This window comes from Comamonas aquatica, from assembly GCF_018064205.1.
GTDB classification, from domain to species: domain Bacteria; phylum Pseudomonadota; class Gammaproteobacteria; order Burkholderiales; family Burkholderiaceae_C; genus Comamonas; species Comamonas aquatica.
Window position 1 is genome coordinate 2,768,743 of sequence record NZ_CP072916.1, and the last position, 23,880, is coordinate 2,792,622.

General features: G+C 66.4%; 23 protein-coding genes and 2 tRNA genes. 12 read left to right on the plus strand and 13 right to left on the minus strand.

Features of this window, described 5'->3' with window-relative positions:
* Positions 1 to 220: 220 nt before the first annotated feature.
* From KAQ61_RS13095 to KAQ61_RS13120, 6 genes are all read right to left on the minus strand, one after another.
* The gene (locus KAQ61_RS13095) at positions 221 to 1,693 is read right to left on the minus strand and encodes an amino acid permease (RefSeq protein ID WP_043380849.1); all 1,473 of its coding nucleotides are present in this window, start codon (positions 1,691 to 1,693) and stop codon (positions 221 to 223) included.
* Positions 1,694 to 2,135: 442 nt separating this feature from the next.
* Positions 2,136 to 2,582 carry a c-type cytochrome gene (locus KAQ61_RS13100; protein WP_042415210.1) on the minus strand — a complete coding sequence of 149 codons (447 nt, stop codon included), beginning with the start codon at positions 2,580 to 2,582 and terminating at the stop codon, positions 2,136 to 2,138.
* A 237-nt stretch (positions 2,583 to 2,819) separates the two neighbouring features.
* Entirely contained in the window at positions 2,820 to 4,418 is a 1,599-nt protein-coding gene (purH, locus tag KAQ61_RS13105; RefSeq protein WP_210929455.1) for a bifunctional phosphoribosylaminoimidazolecarboxamide formyltransferase/IMP cyclohydrolase, read from the minus strand.
* 84 nt (positions 4,419 to 4,502) lie between these two features.
* The gene (locus tag KAQ61_RS13110) at positions 4,503 to 4,751 is read right to left on the minus strand and encodes a helix-turn-helix domain-containing protein (RefSeq protein WP_042415216.1); all 249 of its coding nucleotides are present in this window, start codon (positions 4,749 to 4,751) and stop codon (positions 4,503 to 4,505) included.
* The gene (dusB, locus tag KAQ61_RS13115; protein WP_210929456.1) at positions 4,748 to 5,800 is read right to left on the minus strand and encodes a tRNA dihydrouridine synthase DusB; all 1,053 of its coding nucleotides are present in this window, start codon (positions 5,798 to 5,800) and stop codon (positions 4,748 to 4,750) included. Before dusB ends, KAQ61_RS13110 begins: the two co-directional genes overlap by 4 nt.
* A gap of 125 nt (positions 5,801 to 5,925) precedes the next feature.
* A complete protein-coding gene (locus KAQ61_RS13120; protein WP_210929457.1) occupies positions 5,926 to 6,468 on the minus strand; it encodes a M15 family metallopeptidase domain-containing protein in 543 nt (180 codons plus the stop codon).
* Positions 6,469 to 6,528: 60 nt separating this feature from the next.
* On the opposite strand from KAQ61_RS13120, the gene KAQ61_RS13125 reads away from it, so the two are divergent.
* On the plus strand, positions 6,529 to 7,053 hold the full coding sequence (locus KAQ61_RS13125; protein WP_210929458.1) for a YqaA family protein: 525 nt from the start codon (positions 6,529 to 6,531) through the stop codon (positions 7,051 to 7,053).
* 113 nt (positions 7,054 to 7,166) lie between these two features.
* Here the strand turns inward: KAQ61_RS13125 and KAQ61_RS13130 are convergent, their stop codons facing one another.
* The 4 genes from KAQ61_RS13130 to KAQ61_RS13145 all read right to left on the minus strand — a co-directional run bounded on the left by KAQ61_RS13130 (position 7,167) and on the right by KAQ61_RS13145 (position 10,708).
* The gene (locus tag KAQ61_RS13130) at positions 7,167 to 8,093 is read right to left on the minus strand and encodes an NUDIX hydrolase (RefSeq protein ID WP_043380827.1); all 927 of its coding nucleotides are present in this window, start codon (positions 8,091 to 8,093) and stop codon (positions 7,167 to 7,169) included.
* Between the two features lies 1 nt (position 8,094).
* Positions 8,095 to 9,189: a redox-regulated ATPase YchF gene (ychF, locus tag KAQ61_RS13135; RefSeq protein ID WP_042415225.1), complete on the minus strand. Its 1,095-nt coding sequence runs from the start codon at positions 9,187 to 9,189 to the stop codon at positions 8,095 to 8,097.
* Between the two features lie 283 nt (positions 9,190 to 9,472).
* Positions 9,473 to 9,775, minus strand: a complete 303-nt coding sequence (locus tag KAQ61_RS13140; protein WP_042415228.1) for a hypothetical protein — start codon at positions 9,773 to 9,775, stop codon at positions 9,473 to 9,475.
* Between the two features lie 48 nt (positions 9,776 to 9,823).
* Positions 9,824 to 10,708, minus strand: coding sequence for an MOSC domain-containing protein (locus KAQ61_RS13145; protein WP_210929459.1), 885 nt, complete (start codon positions 10,706 to 10,708; stop codon positions 9,824 to 9,826).
* Positions 10,709 to 10,815: 107 nt separating this feature from the next.
* Between KAQ61_RS13145 and KAQ61_RS13150 the strand changes: the two genes are divergently transcribed.
* The 6 genes from KAQ61_RS13150 (at position 10,816) to KAQ61_RS13175 (ending at position 15,638) form a co-directional block, all read left to right on the plus strand.
* Positions 10,816 to 11,955 carry an FAD-dependent monooxygenase gene (locus KAQ61_RS13150; protein ID WP_210929460.1) on the plus strand — a complete coding sequence of 380 codons (1,140 nt, stop codon included), beginning with the start codon at positions 10,816 to 10,818 and terminating at the stop codon, positions 11,953 to 11,955.
* Positions 11,956 to 12,037: 82 nt separating this feature from the next.
* The gene (locus tag KAQ61_RS13155; RefSeq protein WP_042415235.1) at positions 12,038 to 12,751 is read left to right on the plus strand and encodes a DsbC family protein; all 714 of its coding nucleotides are present in this window, start codon (positions 12,038 to 12,040) and stop codon (positions 12,749 to 12,751) included.
* Positions 12,752 to 12,841: 90 nt separating this feature from the next.
* Positions 12,842 to 14,605: a M61 family metallopeptidase gene (locus tag KAQ61_RS13160; RefSeq protein WP_210929461.1), complete on the plus strand. Its 1,764-nt coding sequence runs from the start codon at positions 12,842 to 12,844 to the stop codon at positions 14,603 to 14,605.
* 65 nt (positions 14,606 to 14,670) lie between these two features.
* Positions 14,671 to 15,450, plus strand: coding sequence for an enoyl-CoA hydratase (locus KAQ61_RS13165; RefSeq protein WP_045266227.1), 780 nt, complete (start codon positions 14,671 to 14,673; stop codon positions 15,448 to 15,450).
* Between the two features lie 28 nt (positions 15,451 to 15,478).
* A tRNA-Met gene (locus KAQ61_RS13170) sits at positions 15,479 to 15,555 on the plus strand.
* A 6-nt stretch (positions 15,556 to 15,561) separates the two neighbouring features.
* Positions 15,562 to 15,638 (plus strand) — tRNA-Met (locus KAQ61_RS13175).
* A 63-nt stretch (positions 15,639 to 15,701) separates the two neighbouring features.
* Here the strand turns inward: KAQ61_RS13175 and KAQ61_RS13180 are convergent.
* The 3 genes from KAQ61_RS13180 to ffh all read right to left on the minus strand — a co-directional run bounded on the left by KAQ61_RS13180 (position 15,702) and on the right by ffh (position 18,458).
* Positions 15,702 to 16,121, minus strand: a complete 420-nt coding sequence (locus KAQ61_RS13180) for a hypothetical protein (RefSeq protein WP_051519380.1) — start codon at positions 16,119 to 16,121, stop codon at positions 15,702 to 15,704.
* A gap of 84 nt (positions 16,122 to 16,205) precedes the next feature.
* Positions 16,206 to 16,769 carry a C40 family peptidase gene (locus tag KAQ61_RS13185; protein ID WP_244982897.1) on the minus strand — a complete coding sequence of 188 codons (564 nt, stop codon included), beginning with the start codon at positions 16,767 to 16,769 and terminating at the stop codon, positions 16,206 to 16,208.
* A gap of 297 nt (positions 16,770 to 17,066) precedes the next feature.
* Positions 17,067 to 18,458 (minus strand): signal recognition particle protein, encoded by a 1,392-nt coding sequence (gene ffh / locus KAQ61_RS13190; protein ID WP_042415246.1) that lies wholly within the window; start codon positions 18,456 to 18,458, stop codon positions 17,067 to 17,069.
* A 287-nt stretch (positions 18,459 to 18,745) separates the two neighbouring features.
* On the opposite strand from ffh, the gene KAQ61_RS13195 reads away from it, so the two are divergent.
* The 5 genes from KAQ61_RS13195 to ampD are packed head-to-tail and all read left to right on the plus strand — an operon-like array spanning position 18,746 to position 23,613.
* Positions 18,746 to 19,561, plus strand: coding sequence for a cytochrome C assembly family protein (locus KAQ61_RS13195; RefSeq protein ID WP_210929463.1), 816 nt, complete (start codon positions 18,746 to 18,748; stop codon positions 19,559 to 19,561).
* Positions 19,558 to 19,791, plus strand: coding sequence for a PP0621 family protein (locus KAQ61_RS13200; protein WP_042415249.1), 234 nt, complete (start codon positions 19,558 to 19,560; stop codon positions 19,789 to 19,791). Before KAQ61_RS13195 ends, KAQ61_RS13200 begins: the two co-directional genes overlap by 4 nt.
* 21 nt (positions 19,792 to 19,812) lie before the next feature.
* Complete coding sequence (locus KAQ61_RS13205) at positions 19,813 to 21,555, plus strand: MFS domain-containing histidine kinase (protein WP_244982898.1); 1,743 nt, start codon at positions 19,813 to 19,815, stop codon at positions 21,553 to 21,555.
* An 8-nt stretch (positions 21,556 to 21,563) separates the two neighbouring features.
* Positions 21,564 to 23,030 (plus strand): sigma-54-dependent transcriptional regulator, encoded by a 1,467-nt coding sequence (locus KAQ61_RS13210; RefSeq protein ID WP_210929464.1) that lies wholly within the window; start codon positions 21,564 to 21,566, stop codon positions 23,028 to 23,030.
* A complete protein-coding gene (gene ampD / locus KAQ61_RS13215; protein WP_210929465.1) occupies positions 23,014 to 23,613 on the plus strand; it encodes a 1,6-anhydro-N-acetylmuramyl-L-alanine amidase AmpD in 600 nt (199 codons plus the stop codon). The genes KAQ61_RS13210 and ampD overlap by 17 nt, the downstream gene beginning before the upstream one ends.
* Positions 23,614 to 23,880 lie beyond the last annotated feature (267 nt).

Genomic DNA, 23,880 nt, shown 5'->3' on the forward strand with positions numbered 1-23,880 from the left:
GGTTTTCAAAAGCATAGCTATCAGCGCTTGATAAACAACGCTTTCAAATGCTTTTCTCGCAGAAACTTTGATCTATCTAGCGCCAAGCGCTCACTTTTAGAAAGCACCTCCGCTACGCCCGCACGCTGCGGCAGGCAGGGGGCATGCGCGGCGCCCTGCGCCAGGGCGGGCCGTACGCGAGGGCCCGTCCGGCATCACCGCCCCGCTGGCGGGCGCAGCCCTAGGCCTGGGCCAGGCGCGAGTGGCGCATGCCGTAGCCCACATAGATCAGCACGCCCAGCGCCATCCAGCCCACAAAGCGCAGCCAGGTCAGCGTGGTCAGGTTCAGCATCAGGTAGACGCACAGCAGCGCCGACAGCACGGGCAGCGCGGGCGCCAGGGGTACGCGGTAGCCCCGCGCCTGCGGGTTCTTGCGGCGCAGCACCAGCACGCCCAGGCTGACCAGCACGAAGGCCGACAGCGTGCCGATGTTGATCATCTCTTCCAGCAGCTCCACCTTGGTGAAGCCGGCCAGCACCGCCACCACCGCCCCCACGGCCAGCTGCAGGCGCACCGGCGTCTTGCGGGTGCTGGAGGTCACGCCCCAGCTGCGCGGCAGCAGGCCGTCACGGCACAGCGCCAGCAGCACGCGCGAGCTGCCCATCAGCAGCACCATGACCACGGTGGTCATGCCGATCAGCACGCCGACCGAGATGACCTGCGCCGCCCAGCCCGCGCCCACGGCGATGAAGGCCGTGGCCAGCGAGGGGTTCTCGGCCTTGGCCAGCTCGGTGTAGGGCACCATGCCGGTCAGGGCCAACGTCACCAGGATGTAGAGCACCGTCACCAGTGCCAGCCCGCCCAGGATGCCGCGCGGCAAGGTGCGCTGCGGGTCCTTGACCTCCTCGGCCGAGGTGGCCACCACATCGAAGCCCAGGAAGGCGAAGAACACCAGCGCAGCGCCCGACACCACCCCCAGCCAGCCGTACTGGCTGGGCGCGGCACCAAACAGCCAGGCCAGCATGGGCTGGCCCCAGGCGTCGCCCGTCACCCCGTGCGCCACCACCGGCGGCTGGGCCGGCGGCACAAAGGGCGTGAAGTGGTCGGGGTTCATGTAGGTGAAGCCCACCACGATGACAAACAGGGTGATGGCGATCTTGACCAGCGTGAACACGTTGTTGACCCGCGCCGACACCTGGGTGCCGGCAATCAGCAAGCCCGTGAACACGGCGACGATGAAGAACGGCCCCCAGTTCAGCGACAGCGCGCCCAGCTGCAGGGTCTGGGGGATGTCCACCCCGGCCGTCGAGAACACCGCCGACAGGTAGATGCCCCAGTACTTGGCAATCACGGCGGCGGCGGAAATCATCTCCAGCAGCAGGTTCCAGCCAATGATCCAGGCCAGCCCCTCGCCCAGGGTCAGGTAGGTGTAGGTGTAGGCACTGCCGGTGACCGGCACGTTGGAGGCGAACTCCGCGTAGCACATGATGGCCAGCGCGCAGGTGAAGGCCGCCAGGATGAAGGAGAAGATCACCGCCGGCCCGGCGAAGGTGCCGGCCGCGCGCGCGCCCACCGAAAAGATGCCCGCACCCACGGCCACCGCCATGCCCAGGATGATCAGGTCAAAAGTGCCCAGCGTGCGCTTGAGCTGGCGCCCTGGTTCGTCGGCATCGGCCAGTGCCTGTGCGACGGTCTTGGTTCGTAACCACTGCATGCAAACCCTTTGGGCCGCCCACCACCGCGCACGGCGCAGGCGGCCATATCGTTTCAAAACGACAATCCTAGGGATTACCCTTTCCCCACGCACAAAGCCTGCGCTTACGCCCTGTGGAGCGCTTGATTTTTGCAATGGCCGCTGCAGCCCGGGCGCAGGCACGTTAGCGCGCACCACCACTCAAAAAACCTGCTTCACACTTTAAAAATGCAACTTCAGACTGCAAGAAAATATCGCTGTACGCGAAAAATCACACCCCATGGCAACTGGGATCAAGATCGGCACCTTCGCTGACGAGGGACGGGGCGGGGCTGGTCGCCAGTCCCTGCCCCGCTCCGCCACGGGGGCCCCAGGCTGCGGTGCACCGTTTGCCCACCACCGCGCACCGACAGGGCGTGCGGCCCGGCGCAAACACCCAGGCCCCGGCCTGCGTGGACCCCGCCTAGGGCTGGGGCGCGGGCAGGGCCAGGATCCACTGCGCCATCAGCTCGGCCTGCTCCGGCGTCACCTGCGGGTGGCGCGGCATGATGGTGCGGCCCCAGACGCCGACACTGCCCTCGCGGATCTTGCCGGCCAGGTACTCGGGGGCATCGCTGCGGCCCTGGTAGCGTTGCGCCACCTCGGCCAGGCTGGGGCCCACAAACTTGCGGTCCACCCCGTGGCAGCGCATGCAGTCACTGCCTTGCACCAGGCGCTGGCCCTGCACCAGCTCGGGCCGCTGCTGCGCCACGGCCTCGGTCTTGGCCGCCGTGGCCTGGTCCGAGGGCGTGCCGATGTACAGCCGCACGCCCAGATTCAGCAGCCCCAGCACCACCAGGATCATGCCAATGATGATGACCCAGGCCAGCCACTTGGGGCGCTGTACCGGCTCGTCGTCGTAGTCCTGCATGGATACGCTTCCTTTTTCCTAAAACAAAAACGGCACGGAGGCCGCAACCACCATGCCGAGTGTGCAATGCCTGGCCCAAGCTGGGTTCCAGCAGGGGCTTGGCCGGCCGTGCCGTGCGCGCAGCCCGCCGCTGAGGGGCGGCGGGTGCTGAAGTGCCCATCCCAAAAACCGTCGCCGTGCTACGGCGGGGGATGGCCACGCGGCCTCACGCGCGCCAGGCGGCGCGGTTCCGTGCGATCAGTGGCGGAAGTGGCGCACGCCGGTGAAGACCATGGCCACGCCGCGCTCGTTGGCGGCGTCGATGACTTCCTGGTCGCGCATGGAGCCACCGGGCTGGGCCACGCAGGTCGCGCCAGCGTCCACCACCACGTCCAGACCGTCGCGGAAGGGGAAGAAGGCATCCGACGCCACCACGGTGTTCTGCAGGCTCAGCTTGGCCGCTTCGGCCTTGATGGAGGCGATGCGCGCCGAATCCAGGCGCGACATCTGGCCCGCGCCCACGCCCATGGTCATGCCGTTCTTGCAGAAGACGATGGCGTTGGACTTGACGAACTTGGCCACCTTCCAGGCGAACAGCAGGTCGTTCAGCTCTGCGGGGGTGGGCTGCTTGACGGTCACGACCTTCAGGTCGGCCAGCGCCAGCTCGTGGTTGTCGGCCGACTGCAGCAGGATGCCGGAGCCCACGCGCTTGGATTCCACGGCGTTGCGGCCGTTGTCCCAGTCGGTGGCGCCGCCGGCGGGCAGTGCGATCTGCATCAGGCGCACATTGACCTTGGACTTGAAGATCTCCAGGGCTTCAGCGCTGAACGCAGGGGCCATCAGCACCTCGACGAACTGCTTGGACACGGCCTCGGCCGCAGCCTTGTCCACGGGGCGGTTGAAGGCGATGATGCCGCCAAAGGCGCTGGTGGGGTCGGTCTGGAAGGCCTTGGCATAGGCTTCGTGCGCATCCTGGCCCACGGCCACACCGCAGGGGTTGGCGTGCTTGACGATCACGCAGGCGGGGGCGTCGAAGCTCTTGACGCATTCCCAGGCCGCATCGGCGTCGGCGATGTTGTTGTAGCTAAGTTCCTTGCCCTGCAGCTGCACGCCGGTGGCCAGCGAGCCGGGCGCGGGGTACAGGTCACGGTACCAAGCGGCTTGCTGGTGGCTGTTTTCACCGTAGCGCAGGTCCTGGATCTTGACGAACTGGGTGTTGCTCTGGCCGGGGAAGGCGGTGCGCTCGGGCACGTAGGCTTCACCCAGCTTCTCGCCCTCGAACTGCACGCTGGACAGGTAGTTGCTGATGGCACCGTCGTACTGGCTGATGCGGTTGAACGCAGCCACGGACAGGGCGAAACGCAGCTTGTCCGACAGCTTGCCAGCGGCCTTGAGTTCAGCGATCACGGCCTCGTACTGGTCGGCGGCGGTGATCACACCCACGTCCTGCCAGTTCTTGGCGGCGGAACGCACCATGGCGGGGCCGCCGATGTCGATGTTCTCGATGGCGTCGGCCAGGGTGCAGCCGGCCTTGGCCACGGTGGCTTCAAAGGGGTAGAGGTTCACGACCAGCAGGTCGATGGTCTCGATGCCGTGTTCCTTCAGGGCGGCCATGTGCTCAGGCAGCGCGCGGCGGGCCAGCAGGCCGCCGTGCACCTTGGGGTGCAGGGTCTTGACGCGGCCGTCCAGCATTTCGGGGAACTGGGTGACTTCGGCCACCTCGGTCACGGGCAGACCCTGGTCGGCCAGCAGCTTGGCGGTGCCGCCGGTGGACAGCAGTTGCACGCCCAAGGCGTGCAGGGCTTGTGCAAATTCAACGATGCCGGTCTTGTCGGAGACGGAGAGCAGTGCTTTCATGGTGCAACTCAATAATGATGAAATCGTGACTCAGCGCCCATCTGGCAAGCGCTGACAGCTATCAAAGTAGGAATGTCCAACGCCTCAGAGCATCTCATGCTCGAGCAGCTTCTTGCGCAAGGTGTTGCGGTTCAAGCCCAGCCATTGCGCCGCACGCGACTGGTTCTGGTCGGCCTGGCTCATGACCACGTCCAGCAGGGGTTTCTCGACCAGCCGCAGCACCATGTCGTACATGTTGCTGGGGATTTCTCCGCCCAGATCGCTGAAATAGCTCTCCAGGCTGGCGCGTACACATTCCTCGATGCTCTGGTTGTTCTGTGCTTGGGTGCTCATGCAGCCAATTCCTCAATTGCTTGCTCTGCATCGGCCTGCGCCATGCGCGGCAGACGCTCCATCTGCTGGCCCAGCCGATCGAAATAATCGGCCACCGCCTGCCACTGCACCTGGCAGTCGTCGATGGTGTTGATGTGTTGTCGAAGTTCTTCCCCACCCGGCAACTGGCGCACATACCACGCAATGTGCTTGCGGGCGCTGCGCACCCCGGTCAGCTCGCCATACAGGCGATAGTGGTCATGCAGGTGCTCCAGCAGCAGGCGGCGCACCTCGGCCACCAGCGGCGGCGCCATGTGCGTGCCCGTGGCCAGAAAGTGGCCGATCTCGCGAAAGATCCAGGGACGGCCCTGCGCCGCACGGCCCACCATCACGGCATCCGCGCCGGTGTAGGCCAGCACGTCGCGCGCCTTCTCGGGGCTGGTGATGTCGCCATTGGCCACCACCGGCACCCGCACGGCCTGCTTGACGGCGGCGATGGTGTCGTACTCGGCAAAGCCCTTGTAGCCCTGCTCGCGCGTGCGACCGTGGACGGTCAGCATCTGGATGCCCACGTCCTCGAACTGGCGCGCCAGCACTTCGGCGTTCTTGTGGGACGCGCACCAGCCGGTGCGCATCTTCAGCGTGACCGGCACCTCGAAGGGGCGCGCGGCCTCGACCACCGCCTGGGCGATTTCGACGGCCAGGGGCTCGTTCTGCATCAGCGCCGAGCCAGCCCACTTGTTGCAGACCTTCTTGGCCGGGCAGCCCATGTTGATGTCGATGATCTGCGCGCCGCGCTCGATGTTGTAGACCGCGGCCTCGGCCATCATCTCGGCGTCGGTGCCGGCGATCTGCACCGCGATCGGCCCGGGCTCGCCCTCATGGTTGGCACGGCGGCTGGTCTTGAGGCTGTTCCACAGGTCCTTGCGCGACGTCACCATCTCACTGACCGCATAGCCCGCCCCCAGGGCCTTGCACAACTGGCGAAACGGCCGGTCCGTCACCCCCGCCATGGGGGCGACCAACAGGTTATTGGCCAGGGTGTACTGACCGATACGCAGCACAGTCATGGAAGCGATCCGAGGGAAATGCAGGAGGGGAAAGGGCGATATTGTATCTGCCCAAAAAATGAGCACCGCGGTGCGCTACAAAGACACTAGCGCATGCACAGGTAACAGCCTGCCCTGGGACAGCTTTACAACCCCTGTGTCTGGCGCCCGGGCAGAAAGCCCCACCAGGCCCCGGGCAGGGGCTGGAAGCCCCGCGCGCGCATCACCGCAGCCAGCCAGGCACGGTTGAACAGCACGTCGGGCGAGACATCCTCCTCGGCCGGCAGCCCGCCCACCTCCACCACAGCAGGCATGCCGCCCAGCTGGATGCCGCCCATGTCGACGTCCTCGCCGTCCGCCAGCGGCCCACGCACCACGGCGCCGGCCACATCGCTGTCGACCACGCGCACCGCCACGTCCAGCACCTGCTGCATCTGCCCTAGGCCCGTGCGCACAAAGGGACAGCCGTTGGTGCGCAGCTGCAGGCCCTGGGCCAGCAGCTGCACCCGGACCAGCTGCAGCGCCCGGCGCACCTGGGCCTGTGCCAGCAGCGCCTGGCAATCGGTTTCCACGGTCTGCACGTCGGCCTCGTCCGGCGCACGCGCCTGGGCGGCGGCCAGGCAGGCCACCAGCAGCAGGCCGCCCACCGCCGTGGGCCGCGAGAAACACTTGGAAGCAAAAAAGTTCATGCCCACAGCGTAGGCCATGGCACCGCTGCCTGTCAGCCAGCCTGCACCTACACTGTGGCGATGGAAGTCTGGTTTCAGGAAATCTTGCAGTCCCTGGCACTGCCGCAGTACGGGCTGAGCACCTTGTTTGTGGTGGCGCTGCTGTCCGCCACCCTGCTGCCCATGGGGTCCGAGCCCGCTGTGGTGGGATTGCTACAACTCAATCCGGAGCTGTTCTGGCCCGCCATCTTCACGGCCACGGCCGGCAACACCATCGGCGGAGCCATCAGCTGGTGGATGGGCCTGGGCGCCCAGCAGGCCTGGCAGGCCGCGCGCCAGCGCCGCCGCGCCGGGCTGCCGGACACCCCGGACGCCAAGCCGGCGCGCACCCTGTCGCGCCATGAGCGGCGCGCCCGCATCTGGCTGCGCAAGTGGGGCGCCAAGACCTGCCTGCTGAGCTGGCTGCCCGTGGTGGGCGACCCGCTGTGCGCCGTCGCGGGCTGGCTGCACCTGCCGTTCTGGCCCTGTGTGTTCTATATGGCCGTGGGCAAGTTCCTGCGCTACCTGACCATGACCGCCGCCATCCTGTGGGCGCTGCCCGGCTGATGGCCACACCGCCCTCACGCCGCAGCCCCCGAAAAAATCAGACGTTTTAGGGTTTTTGCGCAGATCCAACCTGCGTCATTCGCTCTCGCAAAGAGAGCATCACCCCGAAGTGCTCAGGCGCCGCGCGCCAGCGGCAGCTTGCTGCCGGTGATCGCCCGCTCCTGCAGCACATCGCTGCGAAAGCGGAACAGCTTGGCCGGGCGGCCTGCCGCCCCCGCCGTCATGGCGCCGGTTTCCTCCACCAGGTGCTGCTGCTCCATCAGGCGGCGGAAGTTCTGCTTGTGCAGGCCACGGCCGGCCAGGGCCTCGACGGTCTGCTGCAGTTGCAGCAAGGTGAATTCGGGCGGCATCAGCTCGAACACCACGGGGCGGTATTTGATCTTGGCGCGCAGGCGCGCGATGCCCGTGGCCAGGATGCGGCGGTGGTCGTGCTGCATGGCTCGCCCCGGCAGGCTGGCACGCGCAGCAATGCCGCGGCGCGTGGCCTCCTCGACCAGGCCGGCTTCAAACAGCAGCTCGTAACGCTGCAGCACCAGGTCCTCGTTCCAGGCCTGGCCATCGGCACCAAAGTTGATAGCTACCCGCGCTTGCCGGGATTGCCGCAGTGCCGTATTGGATGCCTCATCGACCCAGGCTTGCAGCGGCGGCAGGATGTGCTGGGCCAGCACCGCGGGGGCCCCATCGCGCCAGTCTTCCCAGGGGAAATAGCTGTACCAGTCCTGCCAGCTGGTGTCGCCCTGCGGCGCCTGTTCGGGCTCGCAGGTCAGACCCAGGTAGCTGATGGACAGCACATGGGCCGCCTCGGGGCGTTCGCGGTCAGCGAAGGTGTAGAGCTGCTCGACATAGCCCAGGCTGTGCTGGGTCTGGGTCTCGACCCAGCTGCGCAGACCCGCCTGCAGCGAGCGGTGCAGCATCTGGAAAGGCCCGGCCGGCAAGGCCTGCCCGCAGCGCGTGGTCAGCACCCGGGGCTGGCCCAGGCTGACGGCCGCGAGCACCGCCACCAGCTCGGCATGCAAGGCGTGGGCGGGGGCCTCGGTCAATTTAGACGTTGAACAGGAAGTTCATCACATCGCCGTCCTTGACGATGTATTCCTTGCCTTCGGCGCGCATCTTGCCGGCATCCTTGGCACCCTGCTCGCCCTTGTAGGCAATAAAGTCCTCGAAGGCGATGGTCTGCGCGCGGATGAAGCCACGCTCGAAGTCGCCGTGGATCACGCCGGCCGCCTGGGGGGCGGTGGCGCCCACACGCACGGTCCAGGCGCGCACTTCCTTGACCCCGGCGGTGAAGTAGGTCTGCAGGCCCAGCAGCTTGAAGCCGGCACGGATCAGGCGGTTCAGGCCGGGCTCTTCCAGGCCCAGCTCTTGCAGGAACATGTCGCGGTCTTCATCGTCCATCTCGGACATTTCCGCTTCGATCTTGGCGCAGATGGCCACCACCGGTGCACCTTGGGCTTCGGCATAGGCCTTGAGCTGGTCCAGCAACGGGTTGTTCTCAAAGCCATCTTCGGCCACGTTGCCCACAAACATGGCGGGCTTGGCGGTGATCAGGCAGAAAGGCTTGAGCAGGGGCGCGTCTTCCTTGGACACGGGCACCACGCGGGCGGGCTTGCCTTCGTTCAGCGCGGCCTGAATCGGCTCCAGCAGCGAGACCAGCTTGGCCGCTTCCTTGTCATTGCCCGAACGCGCAGCCTTGGAGTAGCGGTTCAGCGCCTTCTCCACGGTGGCCAGGTCGGCCAGGCACAGCTCGGTCTGGATGACTTCGATGTCGGCAATCGGGTCGACCTTGTTCGCCACGTGAATCACGTTGGGGTCTTCAAAGCAGCGCACCACGTTGACGATGGCGTCGGTCTCGCGGATGTGGGCCAGGAACTGATTGCCCAGGCCTTCGCCCTTGGAGGCACCAGCCACCAGGCCGGCGATGTCCACGAACTCCACAATGGCGGGGACGATGCGCTCGGGCGAGATGATCTCGGCCAGCTGGTTCAGGCGCGGATCGGGCACTTCCACCACACCGGTGTTGGGCTCGATGGTGCAGAAGGGATAGTTCTCGGCGGCGATGCCGGCCTTGGTCAGCGCGTTGAAAAGGGTGGACTTGCCGACGTTGGGCAGGCCCACGATGCCGCATTTGAGGCTCATGGAAATTCCTTTGGTATCAATGCACGATCAAGCACCACAGCAATGTGGCCGATGTGCCCGAGGCGCATGGATGCGTGTTCGGTGTTCTAAAGAGATGTGACGTGGTCGCTCTGTGTTGTGCAGAGTGGTGTGCCCGTTTTGTCACTGAAATCTATGCCGATTGTAATGATCGGCAAATCTCTGCTGGTGCGCGGCAGATTGCCCGGGCAGCCGCCCCGCGCCGGCAACAAAAAAGCAGGCAGCCCGTGAGGGACTGCCTGCCGGGGCACTTGCCGTCAGGGACTTACTGCGCCGCGCGGGGCTTGCACTGCAGCTGCAACAGGCGGTGGGTGGAGCTGTCCACACTGCTGCCCGGCTCCCGCAGGGGGCGGATGCGCAAGTCCAGGAATCCGCGATCGCCGCACAGCGACTTCAGGGTGGCTTCGCACTTGTGCAGATCGTCGTGGCGGGTGTCACACACCATGGCATGGTCGTAGTCGGGGGCTTCCACATACGGGGCCGCTTCCTTGGCCATGCGGTCGGTGGTCTGGGTGGCACAGCCGGCCAAGGCCAGAGCGGCCAACGCGGCAAGGGTGACAAGCTTCATGAAAAATCCTCCAAAACGGGAAACATCTTAACGAAGCCCTGGGCGCGCTCAGTCGAACTTCAGCAGCCCTGCCACCGCCTGCCCCACGTGCAGCACCTGCCCGGCACCCTGCGCCACCACGGCATTCATACCGAAAGTGATAGCACCATCCAGGCGTGCATCCTGGCGATACTGCGCAATCGTGTCGCCCACATCGTGGCTGGACACGGCCGTGGCGGGGTCAATGTCGGGGATGAGGCAGCGCGAGCACGGCTTGCCCAGGCGGATGGCCACAGGCTCCGGCGCAGGCAGCCAGAGGGTCTCGATGAAGTCTTCCTCGTGCTCCGCCAGACCGTCCAGCACGAGGTTGGCGCGAAAGCGCAGGCCATCCACCGGCTGCCGCCCCTGGGCCTGCAGGCGATCGTTGAGGGCGTCGAAGGCGGCGCGGGTGGTCACCAGCAAGGGATAGCCATCGGCAAACTGGTTGGGGGCCTGAATCCCCCCCGTCCACTTCGTGCCGGACCAGCGCGCCTGCTCCAGGTCATAGCGCACCAGGCGGCAGGGGCGCCCCAGTACCTGGCTGAACCAGTGCGCGGCCTCGTCGCCGGCGTCCCAGGCCGGCACGCGGCTCTCCCACACCTGGACCTGGCGCTGGGGCCCTTCGGCGGGGACTGCCAGCGGCAGGCTCAACTCCGGCTGCCCAGGGAAGCCCACGCGCAGCACGCCGTGCGCGGTATCGATGCGCGGCTGCACCAGCACCATGTGCGCCACTTCGCGCTGGGTGATGAACTGTCCGTCGGGGTCCACCACCATCCAGGCCCGGTCCCATTCCAGGCCGGTCGGCAGCAACCGGGCCTCGGTGACCGAGATGCCGGCACACGATTTGATGGGAAAAACCCACAGCGCACCGACCGTGCCCGTGACGTCGGCTTGATCAAAACCAGAAGTATTCATGCGGCTATTGTCAGCCCAAGCACCCGGCGCACACGTCACCGGCCTGTCAGCCGTCAGGAAAACCGTCCTGCCGCAAGACGCCCCCCAGCCCTCCTACAATCCCGTCCATGGCGCACACCTTTGACGTATGTATCCGCGGAGCCGGCATTGTCGGCCGCACCTTGGCCCTCCTGCTGGCGCGCGAACGCCTGCGCGTCGCGCTGGTGGCCCCCCAGCGCACGGAGGCACCCCAGGCGGACGTGCGTGCCTATGCGCTCAACGCCAGCTCCAAACAGTTGCTGGAGTCCCTGCGCACCTGGCCGGACGCCGCCCACGTGACCGCAGTCCGGCACATGGAAGTGCATGGCGACGTCGACGGCAGCGTGCATTTCGATGCACTGGCACAAGGGGTGGATGCCCTGGCCTGGATCGTGGATGTGCCGGCGCTGGAGCAGCGCCTGGCCGAAGCCGTGCGCTACCAACCCCAGATCGAGGTGGTTGCAGCCCCCGTGGAGGCGCCGCTGACCGTCGTCTGCGAAGGGCGCGCCAGCCTGACGCGGGCCGAGTTTGGCGTCGACTTTGCCGTCACCCCCTACGGCCAGCATGCAATTGCCACGCGCCTGCGCTGTGAGTTGCCCCATGGGCAGGTGGCCCGCCAATGGTTCAGCCCCCAGGGGATCCTGGCCTTTTTGCCGCTGGACGGCGCCGATGACCATTCCGTGGCCGTGGTGTGGTCGCTGGACCACAGCCAGGTCGGCCACTGGCTGGCCGCCGAGGCGGCCGACTTCAGCCAGGCCCTGGCGGACATCAGCCAGCACAGCCTGGGCCAGTTGGAGCTGCAAGGCCCCCGCATGGCCTGGCCTTTGCAGCAAGCAATGGCCAAGCGCTGGTGCGGTGCCATGCCTGGCACGACCGAGGACCGCCATCCGCGCAGTTGGGCCTTGGCCGGCGATGCCGCACACAACGTACACCCCCTGGCAGGCCAGGGGCTGAACCTGGGTCTGGCCGATGCACAGGCCTTGGCCCGCATTCTGCGCACCCGTGACGCCTGGCGCAGCACGGGCGACCTGAAGCTGCTGCGCCGCTACGAGCGCGAACGCAAAGCCGGACTGGCCCCGCTGGGCGCGGCCATGGATGGCTTGCAGCAGATCTTCACCCGCACCGAAGCCCCGCTGCAGACACTGCGCAACTGGGGGCTGCGAAGCTTCGAGCGCAGCGGCCTGCTCAAAGACTGGACCGTCCGGCAAGCCATGGGGCTGGACCGCTGAGGCCACGGCCCCAGCGCCAGGAACCTTTTACGCCGCCGGCGCCCTAACCCCTCAGTTTTTATCTTTTCTTGGAACCGTTGCCATGAAACTGTTTGCCACTGCACTGCTGGCCACTGCGGCCTGGGGCTGCGCGATTGCCGCCCAGCCACAAGACCAAATCGCCAAGACCCTGGCCGAGCGCATTCCGCAGCTGCAGCAGGTGGATGAGATCAAGCCCACCCCGATGAAGGGGCTGTACGAGGTGCGCATCGGCACGGACATCTTCTACTCGAACGCCAGTGGCGACTACCTGATCCAGGGCGAGCTGATCGACACCCGGGCCCAGCGCAACCTGACGGAAGACCGCATCAACCAGCTGACGGCGATCGATTTCAAGAAGCTGCCACTGGCCGACGCCATCAAGATCGTGCGCGGCAACGGCGAGCGCCAGCTGGCCGTGTTCGAAGACCCCAACTGCGGCTACTGCAAGCGCTTCGAGCGCGACCTGCAGAGCGTGGACAACGTGACCGTCCACCTGTTCCTCTACCCCATCCTCAGCCGCGACTCGGCCGAGAAGTCGCGCAACATCTGGTGCGCCAAAAGCAGCGAGAAGGCCTGGCACGACCTGATGCTCAAGGACAAGACCCCGGCCGCAGCCAGCTGCGACATCGATGCCATCCAGCGCAACCTGGCCCTGGGCCGCAAGCACAAGATCACCGGCACCCCCACGCTGATCTTTGCCGACAACACCCGCGTGCCCGGCGCCATCCCAGCCAGCGAGGTGGAAAAATACCTCGCCACCGCCCACAAGAAATAACACCCTCCTCCAGCAGCGGGCGCTCTGGCGCCTGCTGTCTCCCCGCGGCATGACCGCCCAGGCATGCCGCTGGACTGCCCGGTCACCGACATGCCCCACACCACCGCCCCCGTTCACTACCGCGTCCAGTTGCATGACCTGCATGCCCACCTGTTCCGCGTCACCCTCACGATTGCACAGCCCAGCGCCCGCCAGCGGGTGTCGCTGCCGGTCTGGATCCCCGGCAGCTACTTGGTGCGTGAATTCGCTAAAAACCTGCAGCAGCTGCGCGCGCGCCAGGGCGAGGAGTCCGTGGACGTGCACCAGCTCAGCAAGCACCAGTGGGAGGTGGACTGCGAGGCCGGTGCCCCGCTGGAACTGGAGTACGAAGTCAGCGCCTACGACACCTCGGTGCGCACCGCCTGGCTGGATGCACGCCGTGGTTTCTTCAACGGCACCAGCCTGCTGCTGCGCGTGCATGGCCAGGAAGCCCTGACACACCGCCTGCAGGTGCAGGCCTCGCCCGAGGTGCCACACTGGCAACTGGCCACCGGCATGACCGCCGTGGCGGTAGACGAGCAGGGCTTTGGCACCTACGCGGCGGCCAACTACGACGAGCTGGTGGACTGTCCCGTCGAGATGGGGACTTTCTGGAGCGGCCACTTCAACGCCGGCGACGTGCCCCACCGCTTTGTCGTGGCGGGAGCCCCGGCATCTTTCGATGGCGAGCGCCTGCTGGCCGACACCCAGAAGATTTGTGAGGCCGAAATTGCCTTCTGGGGCACGGCCCCGCATGCCAGCTATGTGTTCATGCTGAATGTGACACACGACGGCTATGGCGGCCTGGAACACTGCAACTCCACCGCCCTGATCTGCAGCCGCCCCGACCTGCCACGCATCGGCGTGGACAAGGCCAGCGATGGCTATGTGCAGCTGCTGGGACTGATCAGCCATGAATACTTCCACACCTGGAACGTCAAGCGCCTGCGCCCGGCCGAACTGGTGCCGTACGACTACGACCAGGAAAACTACACCCAGCTGCTGTGGTTCTTCGAAGGTTTCACCAGCTACTACGACGACCTGCTGCTGCGCCGCGCCGGCCTGATCGACACCGCCACCTACCTCAAGCTGATCACCAAGACCCTGAACCAGGTGCAGCAGACACCGGGCCGCCAGGTGCAAAGCGTCGCAGTCTCCAGCTTCGACGCCTGGGTGAAGTACTACCGCCAGGACGAGAACACGGCCAACGCCACGGTCAGCTACTACACCAAGGGCGCCCTGGTGGCCATGTGCCTGGACCTGAAGCTGCGCCAAGAAGGCAGCACCACCCTGGATGACATCATGCGCGCCCTGTGGCTGCGCTGCCGGGGTGGCGCCATGACCGAAGCCGATGTGCTGGCCGTGCTGCAAGAGCGTACCGGCCGCAGCTGGCAGGCCGAGCTGCAGGCCTGGGTGCACGGCACCGAAGACCTGCCCCTGCCCAGCCTGCTGGCGGTCCACGGGATCCAGCCCGACGCCGACAAGCCTGCACCAGCACAGGCCCTGGGCCTGCGCGTGCAGGAAACGCACAGCGTGCTGCTCAAGCAGGTCCTGCGCGGCGGGCTGGCCGAGCAGGCCGGCATGATGGCGGGCGACGAGTGGTATGGCATCGAACTCGCCACCGCCAACGGCCCCCAGGCCTGGCGCCTGGCCAAGCTGGAGGAACTGGATCTGTACGTGGCCCGTGGCACCGCGCAGATCACGGCTCTGGTGGCCCGCGACCGCCAGTTGCTGCGCCTGCCATTGCAGCTGCCCCCGGCCACCGCCACGGCGATTGCCAACTACAAGCTCAGCATCACGGATGCCGCAGCTGTGGAGCGCTGGCTGGGCCACTGAAGGCTGCGTTTGCGGGCTTGGGTATAGTCGTGCGTGCCACACACATGACTATCAGGAGATAAACCTTGGCATACGAAATGATCGAGGTCCGCGTCGAAGCGGACAAAGTGGGCATCATCACCCTCAACCGCCCCAAGCAGCTGAATGCCCTGAACGACCAGCTCATGAACGAGCTGGGCCAGGCCCTGCAGGCCTTCGATGCCGACGAGCGCATCGGCTGCATGATCATCACCGGCAGCGAGCGCGCCTTTGCCGCAGGGGCCGACATCGGCGCCATGGCCAAGTACAGCTTTGCCGATGCCTACAAGGGCGACTACATCACGCGCAACTGGGAAACCATCCGCAGCATCCGCAAACCGGTGATCGCGGCCGTCAGCGGCTTTGCCCTGGGGGGTGGCTGCGAGCTGGCGATGATGTGCGACTTCATCATTGCTGCCGACAACGCCAAGTTCGGCCAGCCCGAGATCAAGCTGGGCGTGATTCCCGGTGCCGGTGGCACACAGCGCCTGCCACGTGCCGTGGGCAAATCCAAGGCCATGGACATGGCCCTGACCGCCCGCATGATGGATGCCACCGAGGCCGAACGCGCCGGCCTGGTCAGCCGCATCGTGCCTTTCGACAAGCTGATGGACGAAGCCCTGGGCGCAGCCCTCATCATCAGCGGCTTCTCGCAGATTGCCGTCATGGCCGCCAAGGAATCGGTCAACCGAGCCTTCGAAGGCAGCCTGAACGATGGCGTGATGTTCGAGCGCCGCCTGTTCCACGCACTGTTCGCCACCCAGGACCAAAAGGAAGGTATGGACGCCTTCGTGAACAAGCGTCCGGCGAACTTCGCCAACCTCTGAAAAACTTGATATATAATCGCGTTCTCTTGGTCGTATAGCTCAGTTGGTTAGAGCGCAGCATTCATAATGCTGATGTCGTAGGTTCAAGTCCCACTACGACCACCAGAGTTCGGTCGTATAGCTCAGTTGGTTAGAGCGCAGCATTCATAATGCTGATGTCGTAGGTTCAAGTCCCACTACGACCACCAAAATTCAAAACCCCGCAGTGTGCAAACGCTGCGGGGTTTTTGTTTGTTCCCACCGGGCCGCCGCTATTTCACGGTGCCGCCATCGAGCTTGTGCTTTTCGCCATCGCCCTGGGCATTGGTGATGCCCGCGGCCATGCCGGCCGCCGGGGTCACGCCGCCTTGCTGCGCTCCGGGCTCGGCCGTGCTGGCCTGGGGCTGCACCACCGGCTGCGCCGCCGCCATCGCCGGCAAGGGAACGGCAGGTGGCAAGGGCTCCCGGATATCGGCCTTGGCGGGCGGCAGCACATCGTGCGCGCGCAGGTAGTCGCTGGAGCCGAACAAGGGCTTGTCGGGGGGCGGCTGGTCAAACCGTGCCGCCTGTCCCATGGGGAAAGTATCGGCCCGCATCTGGGGGCCGGACTGGTCGCACCCGGCCAGCAGGGCCAGGGCCGTGACTGCGGCGGCAGCGGTGGCATGCAAGCGCAGTTCTCGGGTCATGGACATGGCGAATTCCTCCTTGGAGGACCGAGAATCACCGCAATCAACGCGACTGTCTGTCAGGCAACGCCCCAAATCGGGTACACGCCCTCAGGCAAAAATGCTGCGTGCCTCGGTGAAGCGCTTGGCGAAATAGGGATTGTCCATGCGCACGCGCTGGACGGTGCCACCCTTGGACGGGGCGTGCACAAACTGGCCGTTGCCCACAAAAATGCCCATGTGGGAGTACGGTCCACCCAGGGTGTTGAAGAACACAAAGTCGCCACGCTGCAGACCGCGCTCACGCACCGGGGCGCTGGACTGCGCCCACTGCGAGGTGGTGCGTGGCAGGCGGCCGGCATGAATGCCCTGCACGGCCCATTGGATCAGGCCGCTGCAGTCAAAGCCACCTTCCGGCGAGTTGCCGCCATAGGTGTAGGGCGTATTCACCACCAGCATGGTGCGCGCCAGCAGGGCCTCGCGCAGCTCTGCCTGCAATTGCAGGGCATCGCTACCGGTCGCACCACCGCTGCGCGTGCCCGCAGCCGAGCGCCGGTCTGCCGGAGGTTGCACAGGGGCACTGGAGCACCCGGCCAGCACCGCGGCCGTGCCAGCCAGCAGCCAGGTGCGGCGCGTGCTCAGCCGCGGCGAAGGAGAAAAAGGCCATGCTTGCATGCCGCGCATTATGGGCAAGTTGCCGACAAAAGTAAAAAACAGAGCTATCTGCGCAGGCTCCGCAAGAATTACCGATCGTTTTAGCCTGGAAAGCCTTGAATCCAGAGCGTTGACAGCTCTCATTTATCCAAGACGGCAAGGGTTGGGCACGCCGGACGGCCAGCCACCGCAACGCCGCAATGCGATGCACGCCCCCACAGCATCTCACCCTCGGTCCATCGCGAACACACCACGGGCAGCAAAAAGCCGCATGGCCCGGAGGCGATGCGGCTCGGAGGTCGCGCGAGACCGAGGGAATCAGAACGGCAGCTTGGGCATGCCGCCACCGCCCATCATGCCTTTCATGGCCTTCATGCCGCCCATGCGCTTCATCATCTTCATCAGGCCGCCGCCCTTCATCTTCTTCATCATGGTCTGCATCTGCTCGAATTCCTTGAGCAGGCGGTTCACATCCTGCACCTGCACGCCCGCGCCGTCGGCAATGCGCTTCTTGCGCGTGGCCTTGATCAGGGCCGGGTGCTTGCGCTCCTTGAGCGTCATCGAGCAGATGATGCCTTCCTTGCGCTTGATTTCGCGCTCGGCCTTGTCCATATCAACCTGACCGGCCTTGGCCGTCAGCTCGGAGGGCAGCTTGTCCATCAGCTGCGACAGGCCACCCATCTGCTTCATCTGCTGCAGCTGCGCCAGGAAGTCGTTGAGGTCGAAGCCGTCGCCGCTTTTCAGCTTCTCGGCCATCTTCTGCGCGGCATCCATGTCCACGCCCTTGGTGACCTGCTCGACCAGGGCCACGATGTCGCCCATGCCCAGCACGCGCTGCGCGTGGCGCTGGGCGTCAAACACTTCCAGGCCGTCGATCTTTTCGGACACACCGGCAAACTTGATGGGCGCACCGGTGATCTGGCGCACCGACAGCGCCGCACCGCCGCGCGAGTCACCGTCCAGCTTGGTCAGCACGATGCCGGTCAGCGGCAGCGCTTCCTTGAAGGCCTTGGCGGTGTTGATCGCGTCCTGGCCCTGCATGGCATCGACCACGAACAGGGTTTCCACCGGATTCAGGGTGGCGTGCAGGTCCTTGATTTCGGCCATCAACAGCTCGTCGATGGCCAGGCGGCCGGCCGTGTCGACCAGCAGCACGTCGAAGTAATGCTTCTTGGCGTAGTCCAGCGCCGCCACGGCAATGTCGTGCGGCTTCTGGTCGGGGGTCGAGGGGAACCACTCGGCACCGGCCTGGGCGGTCACGGTCTTGAGCTGCTCGATGGCCGCGGGGCGGTACACGTCGCCGGACACAGTCAGCACCTTCTTTTTGCGCTTTTCGATCAGGTGCTTGGCCAGCTTGGCGGTGGTGGTGGTCTTGCCCGCACCCTGCAGACCGGCCATCAGGATGATGGCGGGCGGCTGGGCGTTCAGGTTGATGTCGGCCACGCCTTCGCCCATGGTGGCGGCCAGCTCGGCATTCACGATGCCGACCAGCGCCTGCCCGGGCTTCAGACTGCCCAGCACCTCCTGGCCCAGGGCCTTGTCCTTGACGCGGGCAATGAAGTCGCGCACCACGGGCAAGGCCACGTCCGCCTCCAGCAAGGCCATGCGCACTTCGCGCAGCATGTCTTGCACATTGGATTCGGTGATGCGGGCCTGGCCACGCATTTCCTTGACGAGGCGCGAGAGTTTGTCGGTGAGTGCGGATGCCATAAGCAGGAATGTCCGAAGAGAGAAAGCAGCGCCGCATGCGGCTGGGCCAACGGGGCCTGGCGCCTTGGGCAGGGGGCGGTGCGCTGGCAGCCAGCCCGTGCCGCCCGCCGCGGGCAGCCCTGTACAAATGAGTGCTCCATTCTACCCGTTGACCACGGGACCTGCCCTGGGCCGGCCACCGCCCGGGCCGGGCCTGCCAGCCGCGGCCGCAGCAAGCACTGACACGGCGCAAGAATGGCCTGCCGCGGCGACTCCCACCGGCAAAACGGGCCGCTATGATTGCGGGCATGGAGTCATCCACCCACTTTTTCAATGCCAGCCCCCCCTGGGTCATGGCCTTGGCCGCGGCGGCGATTGCCGCCTACCTGGTGCCGGCCCTGGGCGCGCGCCGCCTGGCCGACGGCCCTACGCGCCTGGCCATGCGTGCCGCCTGGGTGCTGCACTTGCTGACCGTGGCCGCCGGCCTGATGACCTCGCCGGCGCGCTTTGGCTTCGCGCCGGCACTGTCCATGACCGCCTGGCTGATGCTGACCGTGTACGCCATCGAGCAGCAGCTCTACCCCAAGCTGCGCGCCGTCGGGGTGCTGTCCGTGCTGGGCGCCCTGGCCGTGCTGCTGGCCCAGATCTTTCCCGGCAAGCCGATGGCGGTCCACGCCTCGGCCTGGCTGCCCCTGCACCTGGCGCTGGGGATTGCCTCGTACGGACTGTCCGCGGCCGCCGTGGTCCACGCCGGACTGATGTCGCGCGCCGAGCGCCGCATGCGCAGCGCCAGCAACGACGAAAGCGGCATGCCGCTGCTGATGCTGGAGCGATTGACCTTCCGCTTTGTCGCAGCCGGCTTTGTGCTGCTCAGCGCCACGCTGCTGGCCGGCCTGCTGTTTGGCGAATCCCTCTACGGCCGCGCCTGGGTGTGGGACCACAAGACCATCTTCTCCCTGCTGGCCTGGATGGCGTTCGCCCTGCTGCTGGTGGGCCGTTCACGCTTTGGCTGGCGCGGTCGCCACGCCGTGCACCTGATCTACGCAGGTGCTGCCTTGCTGCTGCTGGCCTATGCTGGCTCGCGTTTTGTTTTGGAAGTCGTCATGCTGGGGCATGGATCATGAAATACCTTCTGGTTGCCGTGGTGCTGATCATCGCGATCGGCATCTGGCGCAATAACCGCCGCAAAGCGGCTGCGCCGCCCCCTGCCCGCCCCAAGCCCCACCACGCCACGGAAGACATGGTCACCTGTGCGCACTGCGGACTGCACCTGCCCGCCAGCGATGCGTTGGTCGGTCCGGACCGCAGCCTGCATTACTGCAGCACCGAGCACCGCCACCTCGGCCCGCGCTAACCCCCACCTGCCAGGCATCCCTTGGCCAGCCCCCACACCCTTCCGCTGCAAAGTGCACGCCGGCTCTGGCAGGCCTTCCTGTCGGCCCGGGTGCTGGTGGCCACGCTGCTGATTGCCCTGCTGGCGATGCAGACCTGGACCTCGACCGGCATGCCGCCCAGCATGCCCTGGTCCTGGGCGCTGTCCACGGGTTATCTGGTCGTGGCCCTGGTCGGCTGGGTGCTGCTGCACCACAAGCCACCGGCCGCCCACTGGCGCTGGCCCTGGCTGTTGCTGCTGGTGGCGGACATCTTGACCATCTGCCTGCTGCAGGAAATGCAGACCGGCCGGATGTATTACACGCCGCTGCTGGCACTGCCCATCCTCACGGTGTCCGTGCTGGGGCCCATGCGCATGGCTCTGGCCACGACCGCCAGCATCACCTTGCTGCTGCTGGGTGCCAACATCGTCAGCGCCTGGAAGAGCGGCAACTTCAGCAGCGACGGCTACATGCAGACCGCCCTGGTCTGCGCGGGTTTTTTTGCCGTGGCCTATCTGACACGCCAGCTGTCACTGCGCCTGACCTACCAGGAACGCCAGGCCCGCCAAAGCCGCCAGGCGGCCCGCACGCATGCCCAGGTCAACAGCCTGATCATTGCCAACCTGAGCGAGGGCGTGCTGGTGGTCGATGCCGAGCAGCAGGTGCGACTGGCCAATCCGGCGGCCTGCGAGCTGCTGGGGCTGCCTCCGCCACTGGCCCTGCACAACCTGCACGACATGGCGCTGTGGCAACCGCTGCGCGACATGGTCGCCCACACCTATGCCAGCGGCCAGGCCCAGAGCCAACACGTGCACCTGCTGGCCGAAGGGGAACGCCCGGTGGGCCTGTATGTGCGCACCTGGCTGACCACCAGCCTGGAGCCGGAAGTGCTGGCGGCAGAGGCCGAGCACGATGGCGCCGGGGAAAGCCTGCTGGCCCCCCATCTGTGGCTGTGCGTGATCTTCGTGAACGACCTGCGGCTGGTCGAGGCGCGCATTCGCACCGAAAAAATGGCCGCCATGGGCCGCATGTCCGCCGCCGTGGCCCATGAGATCCGCAATCCACTGGCCGCCATCCTGCAGGCCAATGCCCTGCTGGCCGAGGACCTGGACCAGCCTGCCCAGCAGCGCCTGAGCCACATGGTGGAACAGAACGCCCAGCGCCTGGCGCGGATCGCCGAAGACGTGCTGGACATCGCCCGCGTGCAACAGCAGATCCAGCATGCCGACTCGCGCACCCTGAGCCTGGACGCGGAGCTGTCCACCATCTGGCACGAATGGCAACAGCAGGACGCGCCCCAGCGCCAGGGGGTGTTCGTGCCCGGTTGCGGCCAGGCGCAGATCGCGTTCGACAGCGAACACCTGCGCCGCGTGGCCATCAACCTGCTGGACAATGCGGCGCGCCACCGCGCCAGCCTGCTGGCCGATGGCCTGCAACTGCACACCGGCGGCGGCGGCCAGGGCGAACCCTTCTGGATGCAGGTCTGGAGCGAAGGCCCGCCGGTGGAGGCCTCGGTCGAGAAACACCTGTTCGAGCCCTTCTTCTCCTCGCAAAGCCGCTCCACCGGACTGGGCCTCTACATCTGCCGCGAGCTGTGCCAGCGCCACGGCGGCAGCATCAGCTATGCCCGCGCCGAGCGCCCCACGGCACGCGGCCCGCAGCCGGGCAATGCCTTCACCGTGCACTTTCGCGGACAGCAGCGCCAGCCGGACACGGCTTCCCTGTTCGATCCAATTGTGGTTTGATCGCCGCCATGGTCACTTCCTTCGCCACCATCCTTGTCGTTGACGACGAACCCGATCTGCGCACGCTGTATGAGCTCACTCTGCTGCGCGAGGGCTACCGTGTCGAAACGGCCGGCACCCTGGCCGAGGCCCGCGCGCAGTTGCAGCTGTGCCGCTTTGACGTGCTGATCACCGACATGCGCCTGCCCGATGGCAGCGGCATGGAGCTGCTGCGTGAGCTGCGCGACCAGCGCCGCCGCGAGCGCACCATCGTCATGACCGCCTACGGCTCGGCCGAGAACGCGGTGGAGGCCCTGCGCTGCGGCGCCTTCGATTACCTGACCAAACCCGTGGACCTCAAGCAGTTCCGCACCGTGGTCGCCTCGGCCGTACAGGGCGAAGGCAGCGTGCCCAAGCCGGGCAGCCTGGCGTCCGGACTGGCGGCCGTCGCCCACAGCAAGACCGTTGACATCCTCAGCGCCTCGACGGCGCTGGAGCGCCTGGTGGGTGAATCGCAGGCCATGCGCCAGGTCAAGCAGCGCATCCAGAAAGTGGCGCAAAGCATGGCCCCGGTGCTCATCACCGGCGAGTCCGGCACCGGCAAGGAACTGGTGGCCCGCGCGCTGCACGCCTGCAGCCACCGCGCCCAGGCGCCCTGGGTGGCCGTGAACTGCGGCGCCATCCCCGAGCACCTGCTGGAAGCCGAGTTCTTCGGCGCCCGCAAAGGTGCCTACACCGGCGCCACGGCCGACCGCCCCGGCTTCTTTGCCGCGGCCCGCGGCGGCACCCTGTTTCTGGACGAGATTGGCGAGCTGCCGCTGTCCATGCAGGCCAAGCTGCTGCGCGCCATCCAGGAGCGCAGCGTGCGCGCGCTGGGCACCACCCAGGAAGAACCGGTCGATGTGCGCATCGTCAGTGCCACCCACCGCGATTTGGCGGCGGCCGTGCAAAGCGGCGAATTCCGCCAGGACCTGTACTACCGCCTCAACGTCATCGACATTCCCCTGCCCCCGCTGCGCGAACGCCGGGAAGACCTGCCGGCCCTGTGCAACGCCTTGCTGCAGCGCATTGCCGGCGAGGGGGCCCAGCCGGCGATGCTCTCGCCCCAGTTGATGGAGCAACTGCAGGGCCTGCCGCTGCTGGGCAATGTGCGCGAGCTGGAAAACCTGCTGCACCGGGCCCTGGCGCTGGGCGAGGAGCTGGCGATGGACGGCGTGCCCACCGACAGCCCCTGCGCCCAGGACACCAGCGCCGCCAGCATGCTGGTGGCGCCGGACGAACTGCCGCACGACCTGCAGGCCTGGCTGGACCAGCAGGAACGCCATATCCTGACCCGCGCGCTGCACGCCTGCGGCTACAACCGCACGGCCGCGGCCGCGCGCCTGGGCATCAGCCTGCGGCAGATGCGCTACCGGATTGAACGCCTGAACATCCCCGTGTGCCCGGAAGAGCCGCTGGCGGTCAGCGACAATCCGCTGCATGACGCGCTGCACTGACCCCCATTCCCCCCGCTGGCAACAAGGCTGGCTGAGCACCGCGCGGCACCTGCCTTCGCCCAACTTCGGCCCTCGCCCCGCGGGCATGCCTGTGGACCTGGTGGTGGTGCATTCCATCAGCCTGCCGCCCGGGCAGTACGGCACGGGCTGCGTGCAGCAGCTGTTCACCAACCAGTTGGACTGGGAGGCCCACCCCTACTTCCAGGGCATCCGCGGCCTGGAGGTGTCGGCCCATTTCTTCATCGAGCGCGACGGCACGCTGTGGCAGTTTGTCAGCACCGAGGACCGCGCCTGGCACGCCGGCCAGTCGCAATGGGGCGAGCGCCGCAATTGCAACGACTTCTCCATCGGCATCGAACTGGAAGGTCTGGAAGGCCAGACCTTCGAGCCCCCCCAGTACCACGCCCTGGCCCAGCTGTGCCAGGCGCTAGCGGACCACCACCCCATCCGCCACATCGCCGGCCACGAGCACATAGCCCCCGGGCGCAAGCAGGACCCCGGCCCCGGCTTCGACTGGCCGCGCCTGCAGGCTGCCCTGCCGCAACTGGGGGTGGATTACCCGGCAGCGATCCAAAAGGCATAGCTGCCAGCGCAGATCCAACAAGGGTTTCAATGCCCAAAGCATTGAAAACCGCCTGCCCTGCTGCGCGGCACGCTCCTCTTTCAGACAGCACCCCGGCGCCAGCGCCGCTCTGGCAAGGCCGGCGCTGATTCGCATCACAAACACTAGATTTAGTGCAAATCACCCCATCAGCACCCATAGCTAGCGCATCAAGACCTTCCTGGGCCATGGGTTATCAACAAATTCTTACAACTTTTTACCCCTGACGCCACAAGGCCTGCGCACGGG